The following is a 26900-nucleotide window of genomic DNA, read 5'->3' as shown; positions in this document are numbered from 1 at the left end:
TAGATCAGGAAATCGGCCGGAAAAACGGCGCCCTGCGCGCGCAGCTGTGTCCTTGTGTCACATGGTGCGCGCGCTGGCCAGCCCGTATCCTCTCGGGAAAATTCCAAGAGGAAGTCATGAAACGAGCCAATCCCTGGCGCCGCGCGGCAGTCCTGCCCGCGGCCGCCTTGTCCACGGCTGCGCTGGGCCAGGCCGCCAGCGCGCCCGACCCTACGCCCGAGCACGTGCTGCCCACCGTCACCGCGACGGCCCCGGCGGCGGGATCGCTGACCGCGCCGAGCATCGGCCAGCAGCGCCGGTCGCTGTTCGAATCCGCTGGCTCGGTGGGGTTCGTTGACGCGGCGTCGTATACCAACACCTACGCCAGCGATCTGCGAGATGTGCTCAAGGATGCGCCCGGCGTCTACGTCCAGGAACGCTACGGCCAGGAACTGCGCCTGTCGGTGCGCGGCTCGGGCGTGGCGCGCGGCTTCCACACGCGCGGCATCGACATCCTCCAGGACGGCGTACCGACCAACTTCGCCGATGGCAGCGGCGACTTCTATCAGATCGATCCGATTGGCCTGTCGGCGGCGGAGATCTACAAGGGCGGCAACGGCCTCGCCTATGGCAGCACCACGCTGGGCGGCGCGATCAACTTCACCACCCCAACCGCCCTGAACGCCGAGGCGCCGAACATGGCGCGCGTGGACGGCGGCAGCTTCGGCACGATCCGCGCGAGCGGGCAGGTGTCGCGCCAGATCGGCGCGTGGGACTTCCTGGCCAACCTGACCGTGAACCATTCGGAGGGCTACCGGAACCACGAGCGCGGCCAGTACGAGCAGCTCAACGCCAACCTCGGCTATCGCTTCAGCCCGTCCGTGGAAACGCGCTTCTACTTCGGCGCGTACATCGTCGATCAGCTGCTGCCGGGCACGCTGAGCCTGAACGACGCGCTGAACAACCCGCGCATGGCCTCCGCCAGCGCGCTGGCGGGCGATCAGGCCCGCAACACGCGCACCGAGCGGCTGGCCAACGTGACGACCGTGAAGCTCGACAACGGCCAGCTCGACTTCAGCACCTGGGTCATCCACAAGAGCCTGTATCACCCGATCTTCCAGGTCATCGACCAGGACTACTGGACCTACGGCTTCGCGCCGCGCTACACGGGCAATTTCACGCTGGGCGGCATGCGCAACCAGCTGATCGCGGGTGCGCGCTTCTTCGGCGGCAACAACAACGCGCGCCAGTACGTGAACGTGAACGGCAGCCGGGGCGCGCAAACGCTGAACGCGGCGCAGGATGCGTATAACTACGAGGCGTACCTGGAAGACCGGCTCTACGTGGTGCCCACCGTGGCGCTGATGGCTGGCGCCAAGGCGTACCGCAACCGGCGCGAGTACCAGGACTATGGCGGTCTGCCCGCCAGCTCCACGCCCAAGTCGGACGGCACCACCTACAGCGGCGTGAACCCGAAGTTCGGCGTGCTCTGGGAACCGCGCAAGGACGTGCAGGCCTTCATCGACATCACGCGCAGCGCCGATGTCCCGGATTTTTCCGATTTGAACCAGACCATCGGTGCGACCAACCAGTTCGTGCCGCTGGCCGCGCAGCGCGGCTGGACGCTGGAGGCTGGCACGCGCGGCCAGGTGGACCGCTTCGGCTGGGATCTGACGGTGTACCGCTCCCTCGTGCGCGACCAGTTGCTGCAATACACGGTCAGCCCGGATGTGCCGGCTTCCACCTTCAACGCCAATCGCACCATCCTGCAGGGTGTGGAGCTGGGCGCCAGCGCCGACGTGCTGCGCAACGTGGCCGGCCCCGGTGACAAGATCACCGTGTCGCAACTGTGGAATTTCAGCGATTTCCGATTCGACAACGACCCGGTGTACGGCAACAACCGCATCGCCGGCATCCCGAAACACGTGCTGCGCACGACGCTCGCGTATAGCCAGGCTGCGGGGTTGCGGGTGGCGGGAACGATCGACTGGGTGCCGACCGGCGCCTACGTGGACTACGCCAACACGATGAAGGTGCCGGCCTACGTGCTGTTCGGGATTCAGGCCAGCTATGAATTCCAGCGCGGGGTCACGCTGTTCCTCGATGCCCGCAACCTGGCCGACAAGCGCTACATCAGCGACTTCGGCACCGTGGCCGATGCGCGCACCGCGAACACCGCAGTGTTCTACCCGGGCGTGGGGCGCGCGTTCTACGCTGGCGTGAAGTTCAAGTTCTGACGCCGGGGCGCCGTCAGGGCGCGCGTCAGGTCGCGCGTCAGTTCACGCGCTGCACCGCCGGCGGCGCCCACTTGCCGTCCAGCATGGCCTGGTCCGGCCAGTAGGCGCGCAGCACGAGGTTGAAGCCATCGGGCGGCGCCGGCAGCCAGTTGGCCGCGCGCGCGCCGTCGGGGCGCTCGTACTGGATATAGATGTCGAGCGAGCCGTCGCGGTTGTAGCGCAGGCGGTCGCGGCTGCCGAGCGCGTAGCGCTGGATCGGGTTGCTGACGAACGCCTGCTTGTTGTTGTAGAGCGTGAGCGACCAGAACGCCTTAACCGGCGGCAACTGCCCTTTCTCGAAATGCAGCACGTAGCGGCTGCCGCCATCGAACGGCCGGCCCGTGGCATCGGCGCGCGTGGCGGGGTAGACCGCATCTTCGGGCAGGTTCGCACCCAGGCCCATCATGGCGATGGCGGCGCGCTTGGTGTAGTCGGTGCCGTAGCTGCCAAGGTCACGCGCGATGCGCCAGCCGGTGCTGCCGGCCGCGCCCTTGCGCGCTTCGGCGGCAATCCCGGCCAGCGCGGCCGTCGCGCCTTCCTGCACGGCGCGCGCCGTGGACGGCTCCAGCACCGTGGTCTTGAACGGCTCGCCGGCCTCGATCCCCATGCGGCGCATCTTCCCGACCATCGCCGCATCCTCGGGCGCCGGCGGGTTGGCCTCCAGCAAGGCGGCCATGCGCGAGAAGAACGCCTGCGCGTCCATGGCGGCCACCTGCTCGACGGGCGGCGTCTGGGTGTCGATCAACGTGGCGCGCGGCGGCGCGGCCGGCGGCGCCACGCGGGCGCCCTTCTGCCAGGCGGAAAGCGGAATCAGGCGGTACTGGTCCTGGAGGCGGTGCACGGTCGGGAAGTCCTGCTTCCCGTTGGTCTGCGTGCGGCCAATCAGCCAGACCATGGCGGTCGGCGAGCGGATCTCCTTCACGCCCTTGGGCAGCGTACCCTGCCAGTCCGGTCCGACGATGGCGAACGCGCCACGCTTGGTGCCGGTGGTGCGCTTGCCCGGCGACGCGAACACATTGGTCCACGCATCCATCAGCGGCATCAGGTAGTAGCGGCCGGCGGTATCGGGCACGGACAGGACCACGGGTTCCTTCGTCAGGTCCAGCCAGGCCGTCGAATACAGCGTATCGGCATTGGGACTGACCACGTCGGTGAACATGGCATCCGGGAAGCTGCGCTTGTGAACAAAGGTGTTGGCCGGCGTGCGGGCCGTCATCACCTCGCGCGTCACGTCCATCAGCACGAGCGGATAGCCGTAGGTGAACACCTCCGCGGACAGGGCCTTCATGGCCTGGTCGGAGGGCGGCTGCTCGACGGCCGTGACGGTGGTCGCACGCTCGTTGGTGGACGAGCATGCGGAGAGCAGGACGGCCAGCGCGACCACGCTGGCCAGATTGCGTATCGAAGGATTCATGACCCCGTTTCCCTTTGGACTGGCGGCCTTCCGGATAGACGGGCAAACGGACGGGTAAACGTCGCTTGTCGCCCCGGAGGCGCATCTCTTCCGGACGAATGATGTGCCCGCCGATCCGCCCGTGTCAATGTCCCGGCGACCCAATTAAGGGGGGAACCGAACACGCTGGGGGCGAATAGCGGCAAGGGCTGCCGGGGCGGGGGCCGGGCGCTAGAGATAGGTGGCGATCACGACATAGCGAGCGGGAATACCGGCAGGGGTGCCCGGGCCATCGGCCGGCCGGACATCGAGGTGATAGGCACCCACGGACTCGCCCTCCCCGGCCCGCGGCAACGCCAGGGTCCGCACAACGGCACCGCCCGGGACGGGACAGCGCGACTGGAGCGTCGGCCGCGCCCCGGCTCGCGGCACCATGTCACAGGTCGGTGCGACGATGGCACCCTCAAACCGGATCGTCCCGCCCTCGGCACACGCTACCCCCACCTGCCCCATCAAAAGCCCCGCCGCCGTCGCCATCGCCGCCATCGGGAACGCCCGCTTACGTGCCTTCATGCCTATCTCCTTGGTGTCTGGGACTGCCTGAGAAATTTCCTACGCGGCCAGTGTAGCGACGCGACGGACCGGCCGGAAGTGAAGGATTTCGGGATTGTGTGAACGGCCGGGGGATGGTGACTTCGCGAGGGGAAGCCGTACGGCGGGGAGACTTGCAGACAGATGCGGGAGGACCAAAGAAAAACGGGATTGGCAAACGCCAATCCCGTTTTTCTTGCTGATAGTGGCGCGGCTGGCAGGATTCGAACCCACGACCCCTTGGTTCGTAGCCAAGTACTCTATCCAACTGAGCTACAGCCGCACGCGAGGCCGCAATTGTATCGCAATTCGCCTTTCGTGCAAGCGTTTGATGAAAAAAACGGCATGGCTACCATCGGTACCGTGCGCCCAACGTTGCGCCAGCGTTACGGCCGCCGCGCGCCTTCATCCAGACCTTCAGGCCGGTGATGGAATTGCGCTGGGCGCCAACGTTGAACGACAGCAGGCCACGCAGCAGGTCGGTGTCGATGCGGGTGCCGTTGATGTTGATGGTTCTCGCGCGGTTGTCCTGCCACCAGTCGGCTTCCACATAGGGATAGACGCCGGAGATGCGCGTCGGGCGGGACCCGTAGAGGCGGACGGCCAGGCCGGTGGCGCTGGCCTCGCCGGGCGCGGCGTCCCAGTTGTTGGCGACGGGCGACATGCCAGGGCGATAGGCCATCTCCACGCGCGACTGCAGCGTCAGCCCTTCGGCATTGCGCGACAGCGGCGTGTTCATCGCCAGCGCCATGCTGCGCACGCTGCTGTCGACAAAGCCGGTGGCGGAGGTCACGTCGTCGAGGTGCAACCGGGCGGGACGGGGCGCGCCGCGGAACGTCTCGACCTGGCGATCGATGGCGCCGGGGCCCGGCGCGTCATCGACGGGCCGCGACTGCGCGGACAGCGAGGCATAGACCGGCCGGGGCAGGCCCGGACCGTCATCGCCATCGACCATGCGCGGCGGTGCGAGGGCATCCGGAGGAGCTGCGGGCCTGGTGGGCGCTGCGGCGAGTTCGGGCGGCGCGGCGGCTCCGACGGTGGGCGCGGGAGCGGGTGCTGACGCGGCAGCGGACAAGAACCAGTTGTCCGCCTCCTCCGCATGGGCCACGACCGCGCCGGCCATCAACGCCATGAGCAGCCACCATCGGAGCGGCAGATGATGTGCCCAGTCTGCCGCGGCACAAGGTTTCCATCCGGGATGGCTCCCGGACCGTTCCTCTCTCTCACGCAACGCCAGCTTTCTCATGGCAACCACCTTGCCGGGCGTTTCTGAACCATGCCCGATCAGACTTGAGCATAGGTCAAACATCCGGCGATGGTGAGTGCCTGTGTGATCTGCCGCGCAAGCCAAAACCCGCAGAGATCGTACAAGCGCCGGAAACGAAAAAAGGCCCCCAGGGGGCCTGTCTTTCCGGATGTACAAATAGAAATGGCCCCGCTTGCGCGGGGCCATTTAAATATTGGTGCCCAGAAGAGGACTCGAACCTCCACAGTGTTGCCACCGCTAGGACCTGAACCTAGTGCGTCTACCAATTCCGCCATCTGGGCTTCGTCTCGCTGCATGTCTGCGGCGATGCGAAGAAGGAGATTATGCTGCGATGATCGCCGGCTGTCAACAGGCTGCCGAAAAAATCCTGGCGATTCTTAGCGCAGCCGGAAATCCACCTGTGAAGGCCGGCCATCCAGCGCCAGCGTGGCGGTGGCGGCCGGGGTGCGCGCCACCACCTTGCCGGCGCGCAGCACGGCCAGCCGCGTGGCGCGCAGGCGGAGGGCCTCTACCGGATTGCGCGCCTGCAACAGCACCAGGTCCGCGCGGCAGCCTGGGGCCAGGCCGTAGCCGTCCAGGCCGAGGATCCTGGCCGGCGTCTCGGTCACGGCCGCAAAGCAGGCGCGCATGGCGTCCTGCCCGGTCATCTGGGCCACGTGCAGGCCCATGTGGGCCACCTCCAGCATGTCGCCGGTGCCCAGCCCGTACCACGGATCCATCACGCAGTCGTGCCCGAAGGCCACCGGCACCCCCGCCGCCAGCAGTTCCGGCACGCGCGTCATGCCGCGCCGCTTTGGGTAGGTGTCATGCCGCCCCTGGAGCGTGATGTTGATGAGCGGATTGGCGATGGCCGCCACGCCGGCCTCGCGCATCAGCGGCAGCAGCTTGGACACGTAATAGTTATCCATCGAATGCATCGACGTCAGGTGCGAGCCCGTGACGCGCCCCTGCAACCCGAGCCGGACGGACTCGCTGGCCAGCGTCTCGATATGGCGCGACATCGGGTCATCGCTCTCGTCGCAATGCATGTCCACGCGCAGGCCGCGCGCGGCAGCTTCCTCGCACAGCAGCTTCACGGACGCCGCGCCGTCCGCCATGGTCCGCTCGAAGTGCGGAATGCCGCCAACCACGTCCACGCCCATGTCCAGCGCGCGGCGCAGGTTGTCCAGCGCGCCGGGCGCCCGCAGCACGCCGTCCTGCGGAAAGGCCACCAGTTGCAGGTCGAGGTAGGGCTTCACGCGCTCGCGCACGTGCAGCAGCGCCTCGGTGGCCAGCAGGCGCGGATCGCAGACATCCACGTGCGAGCGGATGGCCAGCAGCCCCTTGGCGACGGCCCAGTCGCAATAGGCCAGCGCGCGTTCCACGATGGCCTCCTGCGTCAGCAGCGGCTTCAGCTCGCCCCACAGGGCAATGCCTTCGAGCAGCGTGCCGGACTGGTTCACGCGCGGCAGCCCATAGGACAATGTCGAATCCATGTGGAAGTGCGCGTCGACGAACGGCGGCGTGACGAGCTGGCCGGCGGCGTCGATCTCCTCGCCCGCCGTGGCGGCCAGGCGCGGCTCCACGGCGGCGATCTTGCCATTGGCGATGCCGATGTCGATGTCGGTACGGCCATCGGGCAGGCTGCAGCGGCGCAGGATCAGGTCGAACATGTGGAATCTCTCTCTTCTATATATAGGGGGCGATGGGGTTGGATCACCGCTCGCCCTTGCGGTACGGCTTCATCAGCGCCTGCGGATAGGCCGCGCGGCGCGCCACCAGCACCAGCGCCAGGATCGACAGCACGTAGGGCAGCATCAGGTACACCTGGTACGGCAGCGGCGGCAGGCCCGGCAGGCTCGCCCCGCCCTGTTGCAGGCGCAGTTGCAGGGCGTCGAACGCGGCGAACAGCACCGCGCCGAGCAGCGCCCGGCCGGGCCGCCACGAGGCAAAGACCACCAGCGCCACGCAGATCCAGCCGCGCCCGTTGATCATGTTGAAGAAGAACGCGTTGAAGGCGGAGAGCGTCAGGAACGCCCCGCCCACGGCCATCAGCGCCGAGCCGGCCATGATCGCACCAATCCGCACGGCTGCCACGCGGATGCCCTGCCCTTCTGCCGCCGCCGGATTCTCGCCGACCATGCGCAGGGCCAGCCCCAGCGGCGTGCGATAAAGCAGCCAGCCGATCAGCGGCGCCATGCACAGCGCCAGCAGCGTCAGCGCGGTCTCGGCGGCCATCACCGGGCCGATCAGGGGGCCGAGGAGCGGTACCTCCGCCCACCATGTCATCGGCGCGAACGGGGTGATCGTCGGGGGCGACGACACCTGTGCGAAGTTCAGCCGATAGGCGTAGTAAGACACGCTGGTGGCCAGCATCGTCACGCCCAGCCCCGCCACGTGCTGGGACAGCGCCAGGGACACGGTCAGCCAGCCGTGCAGCAGCCCGAAGGCCAGCCCCACGCCCGCCGCCACCGCCACCCCGCCCCAGAGCGGCGCGCCGAGGTAGACCGCCAGCCAGCCGGAGAACGCGCCGGCCACCATGATCCCTTCGATGCCGAGGTTGAGCACCCCGGCGCGCTCGCACAGCAGCACCCCCAGCGTGCCGAAGATCAGCGGCGTGGCCACGCGCAACACGGCGATCCAGAACGGCGCCGCACTCACGATATCGAGCAGTTCCATCAGGCGGCCCTCCCGATCCGGTCGAACCGCACGCGGTAGCGCGTCAGCATCGTGGCCACCAGCATGGTCAGCAGCGCCACGGCGACGATCACGTCGGCGATGGTATTCGGCACGCCCACGGCGCGGCTCATGCCGTCCGCGCCCACCAGCACGCCCGCCACGAACACCGACGCGGCAATCACACCGATCGGGTGCAGCCCTGCCAGCATGGCGATGACCACCCCGGCGTAGCCGTAGCCGGGCGAGATGTCCAGCGTCAGGTAGCCGGTGCGCCCCGCCACCTCGACCACGCCGGCCAGCCCCGCCAGCGCGCCGGACAGCATCGCCGCCAGCAGCGTCACGCGCGTCACCGGCATGCCCGCGAAGGCCGCCGCGCGCGCGTTGGCGCCCACCGCGCGCATCTGCAGGCCGAACACCGTGAAGCGGTTGACCGCCCACAGGATCACGGCCAGCGCCACGGCGATCAGCAGCCCGCTATGCACGCGCGAGCGCTCCAGCAGCCGCGACAGTTCGAGTTCCGGCACCAGCGCCACGGACTGCGGCCAGCCCATCGCCAGCGGGTCCTTCATCGGCCCATCCAGCATCATCGACACGCCCAGCAGGACGATGAAGTTCAGCAGCAGCGTGGTGACCACCTCGTCCACCCCCAGCCGCAGCTTCAGCAGCGCCGGCACCAGCAACAGCAAAGCGCCTGCCAGCATGCCGGCCGCCACCATCAGACCGAACAGCAGCCCATTCGGCAGCGCGGCCGCCCACGGCGCGGCAGCCCCATCCACCTGTCCGCCGACGGCCACCGCTGCCAGCGCGCCCAGGTACAACTGCCCTTCCGCGCCGATATTGAACAGCCGCGTGCGGAACGCCACCGCCACGGCCAGCCCGGTCAGCATCAGCGGCGTGGCGCGGGTCAGCGTCTCCGACCACGCGAAACGCGAGCCGAAGCCCCCTTCGAGCAACAGCCAATACGCCTTGCCGACCGGCGCGCCGGCCCAGGCGACCAATACTGCACAAATGCCGAGCGTGGCGACGATGGCCCCGAACGGCGCGGCCACCAGCGCGGTGCGCGAGACCGTGGTGCGCGCTTCAAGCCGCATGGGCCACCTCCCCGTGCGTCGCGGCGTGGTCCGCGCCGGCCATGGCCAGTCCCAGCGTGCCGAGCGTCCAGCCGGACGTCGCGCGGGCCGGCGTCAGCCGTCCGCCATGGATCACGGCGATGCGGTCCGCCAGCGACAGCAGTTCGTCGAGATCCTCGGAAATCAGCAGCACGGCGGCCCCGGCCCCCGCGGCTTCCAGCAACTGGCGATGGACGTAGGCCACCGCGCCGATATCCAGCCCCCAGGTGGGCTGGCTGGCGATGACCAGCCGGGGCGTCTGCGCGCCGCGTACCGACAGCGCGCGCCCCAGAATCAGCTTCTGCATATTCCCGCCGGAGAGCGTGCGCGTGGGGGCGTCGATGCCGCCGCCGCGCACGTCGAATTTCCTGGCCAGCGCCGCCGCAAAGCGCCGCGCCGGTCCGCTGCGGATCACCCCGCCCCGCACGAACGCCGGGTTGCCCAGTTGCTCGGCAATCGCGTTCTCCCACACGGCCAGGTCGCCCACGGCGCCTTCGGCGTGGCGATCCTCGGGCACGCGCGCCACGCCGGCGGCAATCCAGCGCCGGGGCACAGCCGGCAGGTCGATGCCTTCCACGGTCACCGTGCCGGACGATGGCGCCAGCATGCCGCTCATCAGTTCGGCCAGCGTGACCTGCCCGTTGCCGGACACGCCGGCAATGCCGACGATCTCGCCCGCATGCAGGGCCAGCGTGACATCGTGCAGCGCCACGCGCCCCTCCGCCGCGGCCACGTTGGCGCGGCGCAGGGTGGCGATCAGCTCCCCGGGCGCCTCGGCGGCCTCGCGCCGGGGCATCTCCACACGCCGCCCCACCATCAGTTCGGCCAGTTCCTGCTTGCTGGTCTCGCCTGCGGCGCGCATGGCCACCAGCTTGCCGCCGCGCAGCACCGCCACGCGATGCGACACACGCAGCACTTCATCGAGCTTATGGCTGATGAAAATCACCGACAGCCCTTCGGCAATCAGCTGCGCCAGCGTGGTGAACAGGCTGTCTACCTCCTGCGGCGTCAGCACGGCCGTGGGTTCATCGAGAATCAGCACCCGGGCGCCGCGATACAGCGCCTTGACGATTTCCACGCGCTGGCGCTCGCCCACGGACAACGCACCAACCCGCGCGTTGGGCTGCACGGCCAGGCCAAAACGCTGGGCGATGGCCTGCACGCGGCCGAGCGCGGCGGCGCGCTGCTGGCGCCAGCGCCAGAGTGGCTCGGTGCCGATCAGGATGTTGTCGAGCACGGTCAGGTTGTCGGCCAGCGTGAAGTGCTGGTGCACCATGCCCACGCCGGCCGCCAGCGCCGCGCGCGGGTTGCCCGGCGGCAGCGCCGCGCCATCCACCTCGACGGTGCCGGCATCGGCAACGTAATGGCCGAACAGGATATTGACCAGCGTGCTCTTGCCAGCGCCGTTCTCGCCGAGCAGGGCGAGCACCTCGCCGCGCTGGAGATCGAGCGAAATGTCGTCGTTGGCGGTCAGCGGGCCGAACCGCTTGGTGATATGGGAAAGACGGAGGACGGGAGGGGGAATCGACATCTAGTTATTCTGTGCGTGTGATGCCCCTCCCCCAATGGGAAAGGGGCGCGATCCGGGCGTTACGGCGTGGACTTCGGCTCCGTTTCCACCACCTTGACCGTGAACTTGCCATCGAGGATGGCGCGCTCCTTGGCGCGGACCTTGGCCATCACGTCAGCCGGCACCTTGCCCTCGAAGGTGCCCAGCGGTGCCAGTTCGGCGCCCTTGACCTTCATCAAGGAATACTGGCCGTAGTCCTCGTTCTTGAACTGGCCAGCCTTGACCTTGGCCAGCGCGGCGCCAATCGTCGGCTCCATGTTCCACAGCGCCGAGGCCACCACCGTGGCCGGGTACTGCGGCTGGGTGTTGATCACGTTGCCGATGGCCAGCTTGCCGCGCTCCTTGGCGGCGTCGGAAACCCCAAAGCGCTCGGCGTAGAGCACGTCCGCCCCCTTGTCGATCATGGCGAAGGCCGCTTCCTTGGCCTTGGGCGGATCAAACCAGGAGCCGATGAAGCTCACCGTGAACTTCACCTTCGGGTTCACCTCGCGCGCGCCTTCCATGAACGCGTGCATCAGCCGGTTCACCTCGGGAATGGCATAACCGCCGACCATGCCGATGTGGTTGGTCTTGGTCATGCCGCCCGCGATCATGCCGGTGAGGTAGGACGGTTCCTGGATGTAGTTGTCGAACACCGAGAAATTCGGCGCCTGCGGCTTGCCCGAGGAGCCCATCAGGAAGCCGACCTTCGGGTAGTCCTTGGCCACCTTGCGCGCGGCGGCCTCCACGGCGAACGACTCGCCCACGATCAGCCCCGAGCCCTGCTCCGCGTACTGGCGCAGCACGCGCTCGTAGTCGGCATTCGACACGCTTTCCGAGAACACATAGTCGATCTCGCCGCGCGCCTTGGCTTCGTTCAGCGCCTTGTGGATGCGCGAGACCCACTGCTGCTCCACCGGCACCGTGTACACCGCGGCCACCTTCACTTTTGCCTGGGCGTAGGCCAGCGGCGTGACGCCGAGGGCCACGATACCCGCCAGCGCGGCCCCCGCCGCCACTTTCAGCCAGGTGCGGCGATAGCTTTCAATAGGCATGACTTCACTCCCCTTTCGCGTCGTTGCGCGTGATCGAGTACTGCGTTGGAATTCTTGTTCTTTCTGCCCGGCATCAGGCCATGCCATGCGCGCGGGCGGACGCTGGCTCGAGCCCGCAGCCGCGCAGCAGCAAGGCCACCAGATGCTCGGTGGCCTGCTGGAAGTCCTGGGCGTCCAGCCGCTTCACCCCCAGTACGGCGCAGATCTGGGTTTCGAAGTCGGCATAGGTCTGCGTGGCGGCCCAGATCGTGAAAAACAGGTGCTGCGGATCTACCGCCGCCATCTGCCCGCCGGCGATCCAGGCGCGGATCACCCCCGACTTGCGCGCCACCAGCTCACGGAGTGCTTCACGCAGCACACCACCGATCTCGGGCGCGCCATGGAGCAATTCGTTGGCAAACACGCGCGAGGCGTCCGGGTGGCTGGCGGAAAGCCGCATCTTGGCGCGGATGTAATGCTCCAACGCCACCTCGGGCGGATAGTCCACGCTGATGATGTCCGTCTCGGACAGCCACAGTTGCAGCGTGTGGGCCAGCACCGCGCGATACAGCGCCTGCTTGGTGCGGAAGTAGTAGTGCAGGTTCGACTTCGGCACGCCGGCGCGCAGGGCGATGTCGGCCATCGTCGCCCCGGCGAAGCCCGCGCGGGCGAACACATACTCCGCCGCGCGCAGGATCAGCGCCTCGTTCTCCTGCCGAATGCGGCCGGCCGCTTCGCGGGCGGCGGGCGCGACCAGCGCGTCCATTATTTTGTGCCGTAGAGCCGGTCGCCGGCATCGCCGAGGCCCGGCACGATGTAGCCGTGCTCGTTCAGCTGCTCGTCGATGGCCGCCGTGACGATGGCCACGTCCGGGTGCGCCGCGCGCAGCGCCTGGAGCCCCGGGCGGGAGGCAATCAGGCAGACGTACTTCATGGTCGTCACGCCGGCCTCCTTGAGCCGGTTCAGCGCCGCGATGGCCGAGTTGCCGGTGGCCAGCATCGGGTCCACCACGATCACCATGCGTTCATGGATGTCTTCCGGCATCTTGAAGTAATACTCGATGGGCTCCAGCGTTTCCGGGTCACGGTAGAGCCCGATATGGCCAACGCGCGCGGCGGGCAGGAGGTCGAGCATGCCGTCCAGGAAGCCGTTGCCGGCGCGCAGGATCGACACCAGGCAGAGCTTCTTGCCCGACAGCACCGGCGACACCATCGGCGCGATCGGCGTCTTGATGGCGATGGTCTCCATCGCCAGGTCACGCGTGGCCTCGTAGGTCAGCAGCTGGCTGATCTCGCGCACCAGGCGGCGGAAGTTGTCGGTGGTGGTGTCCTCGCTGCGCGCCAGCGTGACCTTGTGCTGCACCAGCGGGTGATTGACCACCATCACCATGGCTGACGGCGAAGACTCCGCATCGGTATCGGCAATGGCTTGCGCGGCCGTGGGCACGGCGGACAGGTCATTCATGGTGCGCTCCTTGGGTCGACTCGCTGGTGTTATCAGGCACGACGGGCCACTGGCCCGCCGCGCCCGGCTGCCTGCAAAAATGTTGGTGAAAACCGGTCCTCGTCAGAACACCGTACCGTCGCTCTGGATTGCGAACGGGGGCGTGCCGCCCGGCCTGCGCTGCGCGGCAATGCGCCGGCCCGCGGCCCAGGTGCCGCCCTCCAGAACCCGCGCCAGCGGGAAATCATCCTGGGTGACGCCGAGCGCCTGCCGCACCCCTTCGGCCACGAGGTCGAGCCCGGTCACGGTCAGCGCGCGCCATTCCACAATCACCGGCTCATCCACCGTGTGCGTGCCCGCCGCGAAATCGGGGTTGCGCGGCACCATCAGCTCGAAGTCGAACAGCAGGCCGCCGTTGCGGTACTCGGGCAGGCCGGTCAGGGCGTCGAGCCCGGTGACGGTGAGGCCGGCGTCCTCGAGCGGCTCCAGCAGCGAATAGGTCAGCCACTGGGTGAGCTTGTGGAACGGCACCAGCCCGTCCGGCGCGGCTTCGTGGCGCCAGCAATCGCCCAGCGAGATGCCATCGAGCTGCACGCGGCCCGGCCAGACCGGCCCGAGCGCCACCAGCAGCGTGCGCAGCACGAAGCTGGCCTCGATGCGGCCATCGACGGCATGTTTGGCCAGGTAGTCGTACAGATTGCCGAGCCGGGCCGGCGTGCCGAAGACGGCCGGGGTGGCCTGCACCACCTCGCCCAGCCGGCGCAACAGGCCGGCGCGGCCTTCCAGGCCCACCAGCGGGTTGTGCGCGGCCACCTGGAAGGCGGTGGCGATGGTCGAGGCATCCATGCGCGCCAGCCGTTCGCCATCGGCGCGCAGCGGATCGCCATGCTCTGCGGAGAAACCGCCCCGCGCGAAGAGATCGAAGCTGGCCACGCCGAGCCCTTCGGAGCGGGTCAGCATCAGGTCGCTGGCCGGGTCGCGGTAGCGCCAGTCGGGGCCGGCACCGGCATCGAGCAGCACGCTCGGAATCACTAGATCGATACCGATGCGCGCGCGTTCCTCGCAATGGTCGGCGCCAGACATGCCCGCCCGCTCGCACAGAATCTGCCAGCGGTCGAGCTTCTCCTCGCCCGGGCCGCCGCTCTCGAAATGGCGCCAGCGGCTGTGGTACGGCACCTTGAGGTCGCGGTAGCGGCGCCGGATGGTGGCCGCCACGTAGTCCGCCACGGCGTGCACCCGGTCTGGATGCCACGTAAAGAGCGCCGACTCGCCCGACGCCACGTACTCCGTCACGACGGCGCATCGGCTGCGCACGGCCTCCGCGCACAACAGGGCCGAGGCGGGATGGCCGGGCGGCACCGGGGTGTGCCAGCCGCTGCCATCGTCATCGATCCGTGCGTCCTGCCCGCCTTCGGGATACTGGTTCATTCGTTCAACCCCCTGCCCTTTGCCAGGGCGAGTTCGTCGGCGTCAGGCGGCGTGTACCGCGTGAAGTACCCCGCCGCCACCTTTGCATCGATTTCCACGCGCGCGTCGGCCGGGATCAGCGCCTCGGGGATGGCCACCTGCTCCACCACCTCGATGCCCTGCGCGGTCAGCGCGCCATGTTTCATATTGCTCATGGACGCCCAGCGGTCGATCCGCCGGATGCCCAGCCAGTGGAAGACGTCGGGCATCAGTTCCTGGAACCGCATGTCCTGCACCCCCGCCACGCATTCGGTCCGCGCGAAGTAGGTCTCGGCACGGTCGCCGCCCACCTGGCGCTTGCGCGCGTTGTAGACCAGGAACTTGGTCACCTCGCCCAACGCGCGGCCCTCCTTTCGGTTATAGACCACCAGGCCCACGCCGCCCTGCTGCGCCATCTCGATACAAACCTCGATGCCGTGCGCCAGATAGGGCCTGCACGTGCAGATATCGGACCCGAAGACATCCGATCCATTGCATTCGTCGTGCACGCGGCAGGCCACGCGGGTCTCCGGCTGGCCCAACTTGGCCACATCGCCGAAGAAATAGAGCGTCATGCCACCGATGGGAGGCAGGAAGACCTTGAGATCAGGCCGCGTCACGAGTTCCGGGAACATGCCGCCGGTCTGCTCGAACAGGCTGCGCCGCAGGATGCTTTCCTTGATATCGAAGCGCCGCGCCAGCCCCGGCAGGTACCAGACCGGGTCCACGGCAGCCTTGGTCACGCGCACATCGCCATTGGGATAGAGGATCTCGCCATCGGGCACCAGACGGCCGGCGGCAATGGCCGCCGTCAGCTCCGGCATATTGATATGGGCGCGCGTGACGGCAATGGTCGGGCGGATGTCCACGCCGGCGGCGATCCGGTCTGCGAAGACGGTGGAGACGAGGTGGCCCCAGGGGTCGAGCGACACGATCTTGTCCGGATCGCCCCACTGGGCATGGGGCCCGATGGACTCGGCCGGCGCCGTGTCGGTCAAATCCGGACGATGCGCGCGCTGCAGGCTGCCCGAGGCCACCGCCAGCGCGCGATAGATCGCATAGGCCCCGGCGTGGGTGCCGATCACATTGCGGCGCGTGGGGTCCGTGAGGCTGGCGATGACCGGTCCACGCTCGGCCGCCGTGGGGGCGCCCCAGTGGATCGGCTCGGCCGGCTTGTCGCGGCGCGCGTGCGAGGTCAGGACGATGTGATCGGACATGACAGCCTCTTCCCCGGATGCCCCGGTATCAGGAATCCTGACCAAATGGTCAGGTTTGTATCTCCATACTAGGCAACGTTCGTGCCATCGCCCAAGTGGGGTTGTTACGGTAGGTGTTGCGCCGAACGCACCGTGGCAGTGCGTTGCCCGCGCCAAGGCGAGGCGGCGGGCACCATCAGGGCGATGGGCTAATTTCGTATTTCGGCTATGTCGAGGTCGATGCGCATTTTCCATACTGGCTGAGTCGCGCCCCAGATGGGGCCAGCCACAGCATGGAGAACATCGTGAAATTACTATCCGCCTTAGCGGCAGTCGCCGCATCCATCAGCGTATTGACGCCCGTGGCGGCGCACGCGGCATCGGCTAGCCCGCTGCCTGCGTCCTGCGTGACGGTGCCGGCGCAGGCCGGCGAGGCCCAGCGCGCACCCGGGCCGCGCGTCCGGTGTGTGCTGCCCTCGGGCAAGGCAACGGGCATGGTGCCCGTGGGCGGGATGTCGCACGGTGCGCCCGCGGACTGGAACCGGGTGATCGAGGACCCGACCGCCCGCAAGACGCTGGTGCCGACTTACAGCTGAAGGACCGGAGTCAGGCTTCGGAAGTGACCGACTTCTCGCGCGTCGGCCAGATCGCCTCGCGCAGCACCTGAAGGACATCGACCGATTCCACATAGCGATGGAACACCGCCCCGGCCAGGTTGCTGGCGACCCAGGCGGCGCCCATGCCCAGTGCATTGAGCACGGGCTGGCCCGGCGCAAGGTGAGAAACCGCCGCGTTGACCACCAGACAGACCGGAAAATGGACCAGGAAGACTGAATAGGAAATCTTGCCGAAATAGGCCCAGAAACCCGCCAGACGACCGCCGGGCCAGCGCTCCAGCCAGTCCCCGCGCCGGGAGATGGCCAGTAGCAGCGCCGTGGCCAGCGCCACCGCGATGCGCAGCCGGAAGTCCACCACCAGCGCCGCCACGCCTACCGAGGCCAGCAGGATCAGCGCCATCGGCGAGCGCTCCGGGTTCGACACCCAGTACGCCAGCGTGCCCATGCCATAGGCACCGAAGAAATAGATCGCCCAGATATCCCAGCTGGCATCGCGGTTGAACCAGAACAGCGACGCCACGGCCAGTGCACCCACCAGCGCCATGCCCCACGGCAGGCGCCGGCCCGGCGCGGCGCGTGCCACCCACAGCACGATCACCAGCAGCGCGAACAGTTGCAGGTCGATGGCGATATACCAGACGCCGGCGGACAACGCGTCCACATCGAGAATGTTGTGCAGCAGCAGCAGATGCGCGACGAACTGCGTCAGATGCGGGGCAGCCGGAATGGAGTCATGTGTCATCCAGGCGCGCGCGAGCGCAGCCCCGGCAATCGCCACGAGGATGGCGGCGGCAAACGGCACCACCAGCTTCTGGTAACGACGCCAGATCGTCCCCAGCGGATTCGCGGCGGTCAGGAAGCCGCCCGGCGCCAGGCTGCGCGCGGCCAGGAAGCCGCTGACGACAAGAAAGACCTGCACGGCAATGCGCGCATAGTCGGCCAGCCAGCTGATCAGCCCCGGGGCGAGGGACTGCGCGGCATCGGACATCGGCCCGTAGAAGGCCAGATGGTGCAACACGATCAGCTGTGAGCTGACCGCCTTCAGCGCGTCTATGCACGCCAAACGAGAAGGACGGGTGCCCATTTGTTATGAGTACGATACAAAGGTGCGGGATTGTACCTTGTTGGTGCAGGGAGGGATGGGGGTCAAAGGTTACGGGTGTAACAAGGTTAGGCGTTCCGGCGCGCCGGCCATGATGGAAGTCAAACCATGCACGAGTTTTGGGCGGGTCTGATAGACCGCTCAGGCAGGGCGAGGGTAGAAAGTCTGCTGGTTCAACCCCGGTGCTACAGACCCGCGCATGGAAAACGAAATCAGAAACAATCATTTTCTGCGGCGGGACCTCGAAGCTTCTGGATCTCGAAGGAACTGCCCGACGCATCGATATGAGGCGGGCCAGACTGTTATTCGACGGGAGAGTGCTGCATTGGATCGAAAACGGGAATGGCAGGCGGTGGTCCGCCACATCGGGGAAATCCGGATTCAATACCAAGGAGTACCAGGCGGACGGGTATAGCGGACCCATTCCCGAAGGACGATATCTGGCCCTCCAAAGCGACTTCCAGAAATGGGAGGAAACCAACATCTTTAACCGCGCGGCTTGCGTTTTGAAATACATCAACTGGGACAAGGGACGGTGGCCAGGCTGCACGATAGCCTGGGGGCGAAGACGCGTAGGCCTGCGTCCGTTGCCGGGAACGGTGTTACACGGACGCAGCGGCTTCACCATTCATGGCGGGTGGTTTCCAGGGTCAGCGGGCTGCATTGATCTGACCAGTTCGATGGATTCGTTCGCAAAAGAGTTTATGTATTATGCCAAAAACATGGAACTGGAAGTTCGCTATTAAATGCGTGCTGGGGACTATTCTCGGGTTCATCGCCTTTATCGAGCCCTTCGAAATATGGAGCGCATGGACCGTGCCGCATGAGTACCCATTTGGCGCAGAAGGCCCGGCGGCTTCGATGTGGGCGTATAAATCACAGCAAAACTACCTGATCGCGTGCGTCGCCACATGGACCACCAGCACCCTCGCCCTCTGGTCCCTGCTTGCCAGGCGCGCCCGAATGCGGACCCGCATCCTGTGCGCGCTCCCCTTTGCCGTGGTCTGGGCGCTGATGGCCTACGACGGCTCCCAGCTGACCTAGGGCAGCCCGTTCCCCAAAACCGGGCATTTGCTTATGACGAGAATATCCTTCCTGCGTCGCAGGCTCGGGTATACCCTTGCCGCTTTCGTCAGCGCCCCAATCCCACATGTCGCCGTTTGCCTCGTTTTCGTCCCTGCAACGCCTGATCGCCGCCGCTGCCCTGCTCGCCGGGGTGGTGGCGCCTGCCGTCGCCCATGCCGATAGTCCGGTCCTCAACAAGATTCGTGAGACGGGCACGATTACGCTCGGCTACCGGGAGTCGGCGCTGCCGTTCTCGTTTGCCGATGACAAGGGGCAGCCGGCCGGGTATGCGGTGGATCTGTGCCTGCGTGCTGCCGAGGCCGCGCGGGTGAAGGCGGGATTGAAGGACATCAAGGTGCGCTGGCTGCCGCTGACGCCGCAGAACCGCATTCCGGCCGTCGTCAACGGGCTGGTGGACCTCGACTGCGCGCCCAATACCAATACGCTGGAGCGCCAGAAACAGGTGGCGTTCAGCGTCTCGCACTATGTATCCACCGTGCGGATGCTGGTGCGGGCCGATTCGGGCATCAAGTCGTTCGAGGACCTGCGCGGCAAGACCGTGGTGACCAGCGCCGGCTCCACCGGCGACCGCCACGTGCGGCGCCTGAAGGCCGATTATGGCTATCGGGACGTCTACGCCAAGGATCACGGCGAATCGTTCCTGCTGCTGGAGACGGGCCGCGCCCAGGCTTTCGTCATGGACGATGTGCTGCTGGCCGGGCTGCGCGCCAAGTCGAAGGACCCGTCGCAGTTCGTGATCGTCGGCCCGGCGCTGTCCGTGGAGCAGAACGCGCTGATGATGTCCAAGGCTGACCCGGAGTGGAAGCGGCTGGTCGATCAGGCGCTGGCCGCCACGTTCGCCTCGCCGGACGCCGCCGCGCTGCAAAAGCGCTGGTTCCAGCAGCCGATTGGCGCGCGTGGCACCAACCTCGCGCTGGCGCCTTCGACCGAGGTCACCCTGGCCTGGAAGCACCCCTCTGACGCCGTGACCGAATAAGCACTTTCTGCGATCCAGCACGGGGCGGCACACTGCTGCCGCCCCCGGAAAACCCCTGAGTTGACGGCTTCGCCGGGCTTGGACACACTGCCCCGAGCGTGGCTGACATGCCGTTTACTGGCCGGTAAGCCCGCACAACGCGAACCGCCGGAAGGCGGCACCATTCAGGAGATCCCATGAACAAGATCATCGCCACCGCAGTTGCGCTGGGCCTGGCTACCGCCTCCGTGGCGGCCATCGCACAGGACAAGAAGCAGTTCGACCCGTACTCGCAAGGCGCGAAGGCTGGCGAGAAATTCGACACCTACAGCCAGGGTGCGAAGTCCGGCGACAAGTTCGACCCGTACAGCCAGGGCGCGAACAAGAGCACGCGCGCGGATCTGGTGGACCAGTCGGGCCAGCCGAAGAAGGACAAGGCCAAGAAGACCACCAAGAAGCCCACGCAGGGCAACTGACTGGCCGCTTGCAGGCCAAGCTGGCCACGGATCTTCCCGTGCGGAAGCAGACCCCCCAAGGTATTGGGGGGTTTTTTATTGGGCGGACGCTGGCCTCAGCGCCCCGCTGTGGCCTCGGGGTCGAGCATCTCCAGCGAGGTCACGTCCACGCGCTGGACCTTGTTGTTCTGGCGGACTTCGGTGCGCAGCACGAAGGCCTCCATCGGGCAGTACCAGTCGGTGACGTGCAGCACGCTCGGCTCCAGTTGCAGGATCTCGTCGCCCACCATCAGCGGCCCCAGCGAGGTGCGCTTCTCATACGTGATGGGCATGCACTCCTTGCGCCCCATCACGGTATTGATCATCTGGCGGCGCCCCACCGTGCGCGAGCCGACGATGATCGAGGCATGCAGCGCCTGCATCGTGCCCACCACCTCGTCGGCGCCGAGCGGGTAGATCTTCAGCGAGACGCTCGACTGAAAGGTCTCGCCCTCCAGCATCGCCCCCTCCTTGATCTCCACGCCGGCATAGTTGAAGACGCCGCTGCCCGTGAAGGACGCCTCGCCGAACATCCGCGCATAACGCGCCCGGGCGTTGATCACCGCGTTGCGGCTGTCGATGCGCGTGCGCATGGTGGCGCTGCTGCGGTCGATATTGATCTCGTGCACCTGGTCCATCACCACCGGGGGGCCCATCAGCGCCGACAGCGCCGACTTGGAGCGCACTTCAAGCTGGGCGCTGCAGCCCCGCGCCGTGCGCATGACGTCGCGCAGGGTCATGGTGATCGACATCGGCATCTCGCCGTCGCCTTCCATCTGCACGCGGGAGCCAGAGCGGAACCAGGGGGCGTCGCACAGCGCTGCGCCGGCGGGCATGGGCACGGGGGAGATGCCGGCGACGGGCACGGCATCGGTGGACTGGGCGGCTTGGGCAGCCGGCTCCGACGCCTGTGAATGTGCTCCATTCGCCACTGCAAGCAGGCTAAAACAGAGACAGGACATCAGGGCCGTTTTCATCGTAGTTTCCTGAGTATTCGACAGCTATTTTCGACAAACCGGTCGGCTGGAACAAATTGCTTCACAGCGCTGCCGCCAGTATTGCGCGAATCCGCCACACGGGGAATCCCGGCCGGTGGTGACGCCGGCGCGGCATGCTAACATTGCGCGCCAATTTGTGACCTGGCGAGGCAGCAAATCGGCCATGGCCGGGCATTAGAGGGGAACCCGGCCTCGGCCCCGAGGTTCTCACCGCTGCGCGAAATGCGTGTCCACCGAATTCAGCCTTGCGGCGTTGTGTGGTGTCTGCTGCACAACCAGGGGCCCACATCGCTTCCGGTTCGCCGGCCATTTCAGGAGAGTTATGCGTAGTTCCACGCCCTCGCGCTATGCCGGGCTACCCGTCGGCATGATTGTCCTGGTCGTCATCGCAATCTTGCTGGTCTGGTTCGGCACGCTCGACGCCCGTCACCTGCTGAAGCCGGATGAAGGCCGCTACGCGGAGATCTCCCGCGAGATGTTCGCCAGCGGCGACTGGGTGACCATCCGCTACAACGCGCTGAAGTACTTCGAGAAGCCCCCGTTCCACCTGTGGGTCACCACGCTGGCCTATGAGGCCTTCGGCGTGGGCGACTGGCAGGCGCGGCTGTGCGTGGCGCTCTCCGGCTTCCTCGGCCTGGGCGTCACGGTGCTCGCCGCCACGCGCTGGTTCGGCGCGCGCGCCGGCCTGCTGGCCGGGCTGGCCCTGCTGGCGGCGCCGATGTGGAGCATCGCCGGCCATTTCAATTCCCTCGACATGACACTGTCCGGCGCGCTCGCATGCGTGCTGGCCTGCATGATGCTTGCCCAGCATCCGGAGGCCACGCCCGCCGCCCGTCGCGGCTGGATGCTGGCCTGCTGGGTCGCCATGGGCGTCGCCATCCTGACCAAGGGTTTGGTCGGCATCGCGCTGCCGGGCCTCGCCCTTGTGGTGTACACCTTGATCACGCGCGATCTGGGCCTGTGGCGGCGCCTGCATCTGGTGTCCGGCATCGTCGCCATGCTGGTCGTCACGGTGCCCTGGTTCTGGCTGATTTCATCGCGTAATCCGGAATTCCCGCATTTCTTCTTCATTCACGAGCACTGGGAGCGCTATACGTCCACCGTGCATGCGCGCAAGGGCACGCCGTTGTACTTCGTGCCGCTGCTGCTGCTGGGGTTCCTGCCTTGGCTGGGGCTGACGCCGCGCATGTGGACCGCCGTGCGCGAGCGCGCCGGGGCCGAGCGCGGGGCCGGCGGCAAGCCGTTCCAGCCGGCGCTGATGGCGCTGGTCTGGGCCGTGGCCATCTTCGTGTTCTTCAGCCTTTCCGGCTCCAAGCTGCCCGGTTACATCGTGCCGATCTTCCCTGCGCTGGCGATGCTGGCCGGCGTGGCGCTGGACGACATCACCGAGCGCTCCTGGCAGCGCCAGATCAACGCGCTGATGGTGCTGGCCGTGGCGGGGCTGCTGGCCACGCCATATGTAGCCACGCTGGATCGCCCCTCCAACCCGAACGAGGTCTTCCGCACGTTTGCCGTGTACACGGGCGTTGCGTTTGCCGTACTCTTGGGCGGCACGATACTGGCGCGCAAGCTGTTGCAGTCACGTGGCCTGTTTCCCAGCATCACGGCGGGGGCGCTGGCGATGTTCCTGACCTGCACGATCGGCCTGATGGGGCATGAAGTCATGGGCCGGCGGGCATCCGGCGTAGACCTGGTACCCGCCATCCGTGCCGTGCTGAAAGACGATATGCCCCTGTATGGCGTGCGGGTGCTGGACCATACCCTGCCGTTCTACCTGGGCCATACGCTGACGATGGTGGAGGAGCCCGATGAGCTTGAATTTGGCGTGCAGCAGGCCCCGGACCAGTGGATTCCCACGCTGGACCAGTTCATCGCGCGCTGGCGCGACGGCCAGCCCGCGCTGGGCATCATGGACCCGGGCCTCTACGCCGAACTGTCGGCCCGGCAGGTCCCGATGCATGTGGTGGCGCGCGATAGCCGGCGCGTCGTGGTCAGCAACTTTTCGCCGTCCGGAGCCCCGGCCCCGGCAGGCACTCCGGAACCCAAGCCCGCGTCATGACGCTTTCGACTTTTGCTTTCATCCTGACCGGCGTGCTGCTCAACGCCGCCGCCCAGTTGCTGCTCAAGGCCGGCACCAATGCCGTGGGGGCCATCACGCTGGACCGCGCCACGCTGCTTACCACGGCCTTCCGCGTGCTGACGCAATGGCCGGTGATCGGCGGCCTGACGCTGTACGTGGTCAGCGTGGCGGTGTGGATCGTCGGGCTGTCGCGCGTGGACGTGTCCATCGCCTACCCCATGCTCTCGCTGGGCTACGTGGTCAACGCGCTGGCGGCCTGGTGGCTGTTTGGCGAGATGATCGGTCCCTTGCGCGTGGCCGGCATCCTGCTGATACTGGCCGGAGTTTTCCTGATTGCACGATCCTGAACGGGCGCGCCTGAGCCCCCGTGCCCCACTAAGAACCATGACCGTTACCGCAGCCCAGCCCTTCCTGCCGTTCGTGCGGCCCGAGATCGACCCCGAGACCATTGCCGAGGTCGGCAAGGTGCTTGCCTCCGGATGGATCACTTCCGGCCCGAAGATGCAGGCGTTTGAAGCGGCGCTGTCCGACGTGTTCGGCGGCCGGCCGGTGCGGACGTTCGCCAACGGCTCTGCCACGATGGAGATCGCCCTGCGCGTGGCCAATATCGGCCCGGGCGACGAAGTCATCACCACGCCGATCACCTGGGTGGCCACGGCCAACGTGGTGCTCGCCGTGGGCGCCCGCCCGGTGTTCGTCGATATCGACCCGCGCACCCGCAACCTCGACCTGGACGCCGTGGAGGCCGCCATCACGCCGCGCACGCGGGCCATCATGCCGGTCTACCTGTCCGGCCTGCCCGTGGACATGGACCGGCTCTACGCCATCGCCGGCAAGCACCAGTTGCGCGTGATCGAGGATGCCGCCCAGGCCATCGATTCCCGCTGGCGCGGCCAGCGCATCGGCGCCTTTGGCGACCTGGCCAGCTTCAGCTTCCAGGCGAACAAGAACATCACCACCGTCGAAGGCGGCTGCCTGGTGCTGAACTCGCCCGAGGAAGCCCTGCGCGCCGAGCGCCTGCGCCTGCAAGGCGTGATCCGCACGGGCATGGACGGCATGGACGTGGAGGAGCCGGGCGGCAAGTTCAACCTGACCGACGTCAACGCTGCCATCGGGCTGGCGCAGCTGCCGAAGCTCGCCGCCATCACCGCCAAGCGCGCCGCGCTGGCCGAGACCTACTTCCGCTGCGCCGCAGACACGGGGCTGGCCGAGCTTGGCATCGAGCTGCCGCTGCCGCTGGACCCCGTCGGCGCCACCACCAACTGGCACATGTTCCAGGTGGTACTGCCCACGGAACGCCTGCGCGGCGGCCCGGCGCAAGCACGCAGCCACGTGATGGAGGCGCTGCGCGAGCAAGGCATCGGCACGGGTGTCCACTATCCGCCCATCCACCTGTTTACTTACTACCGCTCACTCGGCTGGCGCGAAGGCATGCTGCCCCACGCCGAGCGCATCGGACGCGGCATCGTCACGCTGCCGCTGTTTCCTGCCATGCATGCCACCGACGTGGAGCGGGTATGCGCAACTCTCAGCGAAACATGCAAACGCCTTTCTCTCTAAGCCCCGTCGAGGTCTCGGTCGTCGTCCCCGTCTACAACGAGGAGGACGGCCTGCAGGCGCTGTTCGATCGCCTTTATCCGGCGATGGACGCCATGGGCGAGTCGTACGAGCTGATCTTCATCAACGACGGCAGCCATGACCGCTCCCCGCAGATCCTGGCGGCGCAGTTCCACAAGCGCCCGGACGTCACACGCGTGGTGCTGTTCAACGGCAACTTTGGTCAGCACATGGCCATCCTGGCCGGGTTCGAGCACACGCGCGGGCGCATCGTCATCACGCTTGACGCGGACCTGCAGAACCCGCCCGAGGAAATCCCGCGCCTGGTGGCCGCCATGCGCCAGGGCCACGACTACGTGGGCACCATCCGCCGCCAGCGCAACGACACGGCGTTCCGACGCTACGCGTCGCGCGCGATGAACCAGCTGCGCGAGCGCATCACCAAGATCAAGATGACGGACCAGGGCTGCATGCTGCGCGCCTACGACCGCAACATCATCGACACGATCAACGCCTGCCGCGAGGTCAACACCTTCATCCCGGCGCTGGCGTACACGTTCTCGTCCAATCCGGTCGAGATCGAGGTGGGCCACGAGCAGCGCTTCGCCGGGGAGTCCAAGTATTCGCTTTACCAGCTGATCCGCCTCAACTTCGACCTCGTCACCGGCTTCTCGATCGTGCCGCTGCAGTGGTTCTCGGCCATCGGCACGCTGCTGTCGATCTCGTCGGCGGGCCTGTTCGTCGTGCTGCTGATTCGGCGCTTCCTGCTCGGCTCGGAAGTGCAGGGTGTGTTCACCCTGTTCGCCCTGAACTTCTTCCTCGTCGGCATCATGCTGTTCGGCATTGGCCTGCTTGGCGAATACGTGGGCCGGATCTACCAGGAAGTGCGCGACCGCCCGCGCTACCGCATCCAGGCCGTGCTCGAGCGTGACCCGCTCAAGACCCCGGAAGACCACAACGCCGTGGAGGAATCGTGCGCGCGGTAGTCTTTGCGTACCACAACGTCGGCGACCGCTGCCTGCGCGTGCTGCACGCGCGGGGCGTAGACGTGGCGCTGGTGATCACCCATCGTGACCGGCCCGACGAGAACATCTGGTTCCGCCGCGTGGCCGATACCGCCGTGGAACTGGGCATCCCCTTCCTGCATGGCGAAGACCCGACCGACCCGGCCCTGGCCGAGGCCGTGCGCGCCGCCCGGCCCGATGTCATCTTCTCGTTCTACTACCGGGCGATGATTCCGGCCGAGGTGCTGGCCATCGCGCCGCACGGCGCGTTCAACATGCATGGCTCCCTGCTGCCCAAGTATCGCGGCCGCGTGCCGGTGAACTGGGCCGTGCTGCACGGCGAGACCGAGACCGGGGCCACGCTGCACGCGATGGAAGCCAAGCCCGACGCCGGCTATATCGTCGACCAGACTGCCGTGCCGATCCTGCCCGACGACACCGCCGGCGAGGTCTTCGAGAAGGTCACCGTCGCCGCCGAGCAGACGCTCTGGCGCGCCCTGCCGGCCATGATGAGCGGCCATACGCCCAAGCGCCCCAACCGGCTCGCCGATGGCAGCTACTTCTCGGGCCGCAGGCCCGAGGACGGCCGTATCGACTGGCGCCAGCCGGCATCTGCCGTCTACAACCTGATTCGCGCGGTGGCGCCGCCCTACCCGGGCGCGTTCACCGAGCTGGCCGGCCATCGCCTGATCGTGGCCGCCGCGCGCCGCCTGCCCGCCCTGCCATCGACCGCCGCGCTGCCTCCCGGGCTGCACGTGGCCGATGACCGCATCGTCGCCGTCTGCGGCGACGGTGGCCTGCTGCATATCCGTACGCTGCTGGAAGGCGCCTCCGCCGACCACGCCGCGCCGGTTACCGTTTCCGCCCTTCAATCCATCATCGCAACTGCACAGTCCAGAGAGGAAAACCGATGAAAAAGGTCCTGATTCTTGGTGTCAACGGCTTCATCGGCCACCACCTCACGCGCCGCATCCTGGAGACCACCGACTGGGAGGTCTACGGCATGGACATGGCCTCCGACCGCCTCGGCGACCTGGTGAGCCATCCGCGCATGCACTTCTTCGAG

Annotated in this window: 25 protein-coding genes and 2 tRNA genes; 11 read left to right on the top strand and 16 right to left on the bottom strand. The window is 67.3% G+C overall.

Annotated features, from left to right (window positions below):
* The first annotated feature begins 116 nt into the window (after positions 1–116).
* A complete protein-coding gene (locus tag KHO18_RS00130) occupies positions 117–2216 on the top strand; it encodes a TonB-dependent receptor family protein (protein ID WP_144202314.1) in 2100 nt (699 codons plus the stop codon).
* Positions 2217–2253: 37 nt separating this feature from the next.
* Here KHO18_RS00130 and KHO18_RS00125 read toward each other — a convergent pair whose 3' ends face one another.
* The 14 genes from KHO18_RS00125 to KHO18_RS00060 form a co-directional block, all read right to left on the bottom strand.
* The gene (locus KHO18_RS00125; RefSeq protein WP_144202316.1) at positions 2254–3669 is read right to left on the bottom strand and encodes a DUF1254 domain-containing protein; all 1416 of its coding nucleotides are present in this window, start codon (positions 3667–3669) and stop codon (positions 2254–2256) included.
* Between the two features lie 210 nt (positions 3670–3879).
* Entirely contained in the window at positions 3880–4221 is a 342-nt protein-coding gene (locus KHO18_RS00120) for a hypothetical protein (protein ID WP_144202318.1), read from the bottom strand.
* A 224-nt stretch (positions 4222–4445) separates the two neighbouring features.
* Positions 4446–4522: transfer RNA gene (locus tag KHO18_RS00115), tRNA-Arg, on the bottom strand.
* A gap of 66 nt (positions 4523–4588) precedes the next feature.
* Entirely contained in the window at positions 4589–5371 is a 783-nt protein-coding gene (locus KHO18_RS00110; protein WP_244844382.1) for a hypothetical protein, read from the bottom strand.
* Positions 5372–5700: 329 nt separating this feature from the next.
* Positions 5701–5787 (bottom strand) — tRNA-Leu (locus KHO18_RS00105).
* Positions 5788–5883: 96 nt separating this feature from the next.
* The gene (locus tag KHO18_RS00100; protein WP_144202321.1) at positions 5884–7158 is read right to left on the bottom strand and encodes an amidohydrolase family protein; all 1275 of its coding nucleotides are present in this window, start codon (positions 7156–7158) and stop codon (positions 5884–5886) included.
* A gap of 43 nt (positions 7159–7201) precedes the next feature.
* Complete coding sequence (locus KHO18_RS00095) at positions 7202–8164, bottom strand: ABC transporter permease (protein ID WP_186296967.1); 963 nt, start codon at positions 8162–8164, stop codon at positions 7202–7204.
* Entirely contained in the window at positions 8164–9255 is a 1092-nt protein-coding gene (locus tag KHO18_RS00090) for an ABC transporter permease (RefSeq protein ID WP_211942555.1), read from the bottom strand. Before KHO18_RS00090 ends, KHO18_RS00095 begins: the two co-directional genes overlap by 1 nt.
* A complete protein-coding gene (locus KHO18_RS00085) occupies positions 9245–10804 on the bottom strand; it encodes an ABC transporter ATP-binding protein (RefSeq protein ID WP_144202325.1) in 1560 nt (519 codons plus the stop codon). The genes KHO18_RS00090 and KHO18_RS00085 overlap by 11 nt, the downstream gene beginning before the upstream one ends.
* A 59-nt stretch (positions 10805–10863) precedes the next feature.
* Positions 10864–11877: a BMP family protein gene (locus KHO18_RS00080; RefSeq protein WP_144202327.1), complete on the bottom strand. Its 1014-nt coding sequence runs from the start codon at positions 11875–11877 to the stop codon at positions 10864–10866.
* Between the two features lie 73 nt (positions 11878–11950).
* Positions 11951–12622: a TetR/AcrR family transcriptional regulator gene (locus tag KHO18_RS00075; RefSeq protein ID WP_092300696.1), complete on the bottom strand. Its 672-nt coding sequence runs from the start codon at positions 12620–12622 to the stop codon at positions 11951–11953.
* Positions 12622–13320, bottom strand: coding sequence for a uracil phosphoribosyltransferase (upp, locus tag KHO18_RS00070; RefSeq protein WP_211942554.1), 699 nt, complete (start codon positions 13318–13320; stop codon positions 12622–12624). Before upp ends, KHO18_RS00075 begins: the two co-directional genes overlap by 1 nt.
* 102 nt (positions 13321–13422) lie before the next feature.
* Positions 13423–14727 carry a URC4/urg3 family protein gene (locus KHO18_RS00065; protein ID WP_211942553.1) on the bottom strand — a complete coding sequence of 435 codons (1305 nt, stop codon included), beginning with the start codon at positions 14725–14727 and terminating at the stop codon, positions 13423–13425.
* Positions 14724–15962: a GTP cyclohydrolase II gene (locus KHO18_RS00060; protein ID WP_144202333.1), complete on the bottom strand. Its 1239-nt coding sequence runs from the start codon at positions 15960–15962 to the stop codon at positions 14724–14726. Before KHO18_RS00060 ends, KHO18_RS00065 begins: the two co-directional genes overlap by 4 nt.
* A 284-nt stretch (positions 15963–16246) precedes the next feature.
* On the opposite strand from KHO18_RS00060, the gene KHO18_RS00055 reads away from it, so the two are divergent.
* The gene (locus tag KHO18_RS00055) at positions 16247–16537 is read left to right on the top strand and encodes a hypothetical protein (RefSeq protein ID WP_144202335.1); all 291 of its coding nucleotides are present in this window, start codon (positions 16247–16249) and stop codon (positions 16535–16537) included.
* A gap of 10 nt (positions 16538–16547) precedes the next feature.
* Here the strand turns inward: KHO18_RS00055 and KHO18_RS00050 are convergent, their stop codons facing one another.
* The gene (locus KHO18_RS00050; RefSeq protein ID WP_211942552.1) at positions 16548–17642 is read right to left on the bottom strand and encodes an acyltransferase family protein; all 1095 of its coding nucleotides are present in this window, start codon (positions 17640–17642) and stop codon (positions 16548–16550) included.
* A 729-nt stretch (positions 17643–18371) separates the two neighbouring features.
* On the opposite strand from KHO18_RS00050, the gene KHO18_RS00045 reads away from it, so the two are divergent.
* The 3 genes from KHO18_RS00045 (at position 18372) to KHO18_RS00035 (ending at position 20177) form a co-directional block, all read left to right on the top strand.
* A complete protein-coding gene (locus tag KHO18_RS00045) occupies positions 18372–18704 on the top strand; it encodes a hypothetical protein (protein WP_144202341.1) in 333 nt (110 codons plus the stop codon).
* 106 nt (positions 18705–18810) lie between these two features.
* Positions 18811–19722: an amino acid ABC transporter substrate-binding protein gene (locus tag KHO18_RS00040; protein ID WP_144202343.1), complete on the top strand. Its 912-nt coding sequence runs from the start codon at positions 18811–18813 to the stop codon at positions 19720–19722.
* A 176-nt stretch (positions 19723–19898) separates the two neighbouring features.
* Positions 19899–20177, top strand: a complete 279-nt coding sequence (locus KHO18_RS00035; protein WP_144202345.1) for an amino acid ABC transporter permease — start codon at positions 19899–19901, stop codon at positions 20175–20177.
* 95 nt (positions 20178–20272) lie between these two features.
* On the opposite strand, the gene KHO18_RS00030 is transcribed toward KHO18_RS00035, so the two are convergent.
* The gene (locus tag KHO18_RS00030; protein WP_144202347.1) at positions 20273–21172 is read right to left on the bottom strand and encodes a hypothetical protein; all 900 of its coding nucleotides are present in this window, start codon (positions 21170–21172) and stop codon (positions 20273–20275) included.
* A gap of 343 nt (positions 21173–21515) precedes the next feature.
* Here KHO18_RS00030 and KHO18_RS00025 point away from each other — a divergent pair, with 343 nt between their 5' ends.
* The 6 genes from KHO18_RS00025 to KHO18_RS28325 all read left to right on the top strand — a co-directional run.
* On the top strand, positions 21516–23252 hold the full coding sequence (locus KHO18_RS00025) for a glycosyltransferase family 39 protein (protein WP_211942551.1): 1737 nt from the start codon (positions 21516–21518) through the stop codon (positions 23250–23252).
* Complete coding sequence (locus KHO18_RS00020) at positions 23249–23620, top strand: DMT family transporter (protein WP_144202352.1); 372 nt, start codon at positions 23249–23251, stop codon at positions 23618–23620. Before KHO18_RS00025 ends, KHO18_RS00020 begins: the two co-directional genes overlap by 4 nt.
* 37 nt (positions 23621–23657) lie before the next feature.
* On the top strand, positions 23658–24833 hold the full coding sequence (locus KHO18_RS00015) for a DegT/DnrJ/EryC1/StrS family aminotransferase (RefSeq protein ID WP_211942550.1): 1176 nt from the start codon (positions 23658–23660) through the stop codon (positions 24831–24833).
* A complete protein-coding gene (locus KHO18_RS00010; protein WP_144202356.1) occupies positions 24812–25816 on the top strand; it encodes a glycosyltransferase in 1005 nt (334 codons plus the stop codon). Before KHO18_RS00015 ends, KHO18_RS00010 begins: the two co-directional genes overlap by 22 nt.
* Entirely contained in the window at positions 25804–26748 is a 945-nt protein-coding gene (locus tag KHO18_RS00005; RefSeq protein WP_144202358.1) for a formyltransferase, read from the top strand. Before KHO18_RS00010 ends, KHO18_RS00005 begins: the two co-directional genes overlap by 13 nt.
* A partial coding sequence (locus KHO18_RS28325) for an NAD-dependent epimerase/dehydratase family protein (protein ID WP_244844442.1) occupies positions 26745–26900 on the top strand: 156 nt, incomplete at its 3' end. The genes KHO18_RS00005 and KHO18_RS28325, both read left to right, overlap by 4 nt.

Source organism: Cupriavidus campinensis (genome assembly GCF_905397395.1).
Lineage (GTDB): Bacteria > Pseudomonadota > Gammaproteobacteria > Burkholderiales > Burkholderiaceae > Cupriavidus > Cupriavidus campinensis.
This window is presented reverse-complemented; position numbering and strand designations above follow the sequence as displayed.

Coding starts and splice junctions, on each gene's coding strand:
- KHO18_RS00120 (WP_144202318.1), bottom strand. CDS start 4,221: ATGAAGGCACGTAAGCGGGCGTTCCCGATGGCGGCGATGGCGACGGCG.
- KHO18_RS00050 (WP_211942552.1), bottom strand. CDS start 17,642: ATGGGCACCCGTCCTTCTCGTTTGGCGTGCATAGACGCGCTGAAGGCG.
- KHO18_RS00125 (WP_144202316.1), bottom strand. CDS start 3,669: ATGAATCCTTCGATACGCAATCTGGCCAGCGTGGTCGCGCTGGCCGTC.
- KHO18_RS00025 (WP_211942551.1), top strand. CDS start 21,516: ATGCGTAGTTCCACGCCCTCGCGCTATGCCGGGCTACCCGTCGGCATG.
- KHO18_RS00080 (WP_144202327.1), bottom strand. CDS start 11,877: ATGCCTATTGAAAGCTATCGCCGCACCTGGCTGAAAGTGGCGGCGGGG.
- upp (WP_211942554.1), bottom strand. CDS start 13,320: ATGAATGACCTGTCCGCCGTGCCCACGGCCGCGCAAGCCATTGCCGAT.
- KHO18_RS00030 (WP_144202347.1), bottom strand. CDS start 21,172: ATGAAAACGGCCCTGATGTCCTGTCTCTGTTTTAGCCTGCTTGCAGTG.
- KHO18_RS00095 (WP_186296967.1), bottom strand. CDS start 8,164: ATGGAACTGCTCGATATCGTGAGTGCGGCGCCGTTCTGGATCGCCGTG.
- KHO18_RS00110 (WP_244844382.1), bottom strand. CDS start 5,371: ATGGCGTTGATGGCCGGCGCGGTCGTGGCCCATGCGGAGGAGGCGGAC.
- KHO18_RS00015 (WP_211942550.1), top strand. CDS start 23,658: ATGACCGTTACCGCAGCCCAGCCCTTCCTGCCGTTCGTGCGGCCCGAG.
- KHO18_RS00045 (WP_144202341.1), top strand. CDS start 18,372: ATGCCAAAAACATGGAACTGGAAGTTCGCTATTAAATGCGTGCTGGGG.
- KHO18_RS00020 (WP_144202352.1), top strand. CDS start 23,249: ATGACGCTTTCGACTTTTGCTTTCATCCTGACCGGCGTGCTGCTCAAC.
- KHO18_RS00065 (WP_211942553.1), bottom strand. CDS start 14,727: ATGAACCAGTATCCCGAAGGCGGGCAGGACGCACGGATCGATGACGAT.
- KHO18_RS00075 (WP_092300696.1), bottom strand. CDS start 12,622: ATGGACGCGCTGGTCGCGCCCGCCGCCCGCGAAGCGGCCGGCCGCATT.
- KHO18_RS00060 (WP_144202333.1), bottom strand. CDS start 15,962: ATGTCCGATCACATCGTCCTGACCTCGCACGCGCGCCGCGACAAGCCG.
- KHO18_RS00090 (WP_211942555.1), bottom strand. CDS start 9,255: ATGCGGCTTGAAGCGCGCACCACGGTCTCGCGCACCGCGCTGGTGGCC.
- KHO18_RS00100 (WP_144202321.1), bottom strand. CDS start 7,158: ATGTTCGACCTGATCCTGCGCCGCTGCAGCCTGCCCGATGGCCGTACC.
- KHO18_RS00010 (WP_144202356.1), top strand. CDS start 24,812: ATGCAAACGCCTTTCTCTCTAAGCCCCGTCGAGGTCTCGGTCGTCGTC.
- KHO18_RS00035 (WP_144202345.1), top strand. CDS start 19,899: ATGAACAAGATCATCGCCACCGCAGTTGCGCTGGGCCTGGCTACCGCC.
- KHO18_RS00130 (WP_144202314.1), top strand. CDS start 117: ATGAAACGAGCCAATCCCTGGCGCCGCGCGGCAGTCCTGCCCGCGGCC.
- KHO18_RS00040 (WP_144202343.1), top strand. CDS start 18,811: ATGTCGCCGTTTGCCTCGTTTTCGTCCCTGCAACGCCTGATCGCCGCC.
- KHO18_RS00085 (WP_144202325.1), bottom strand. CDS start 10,804: ATGTCGATTCCCCCTCCCGTCCTCCGTCTTTCCCATATCACCAAGCGG.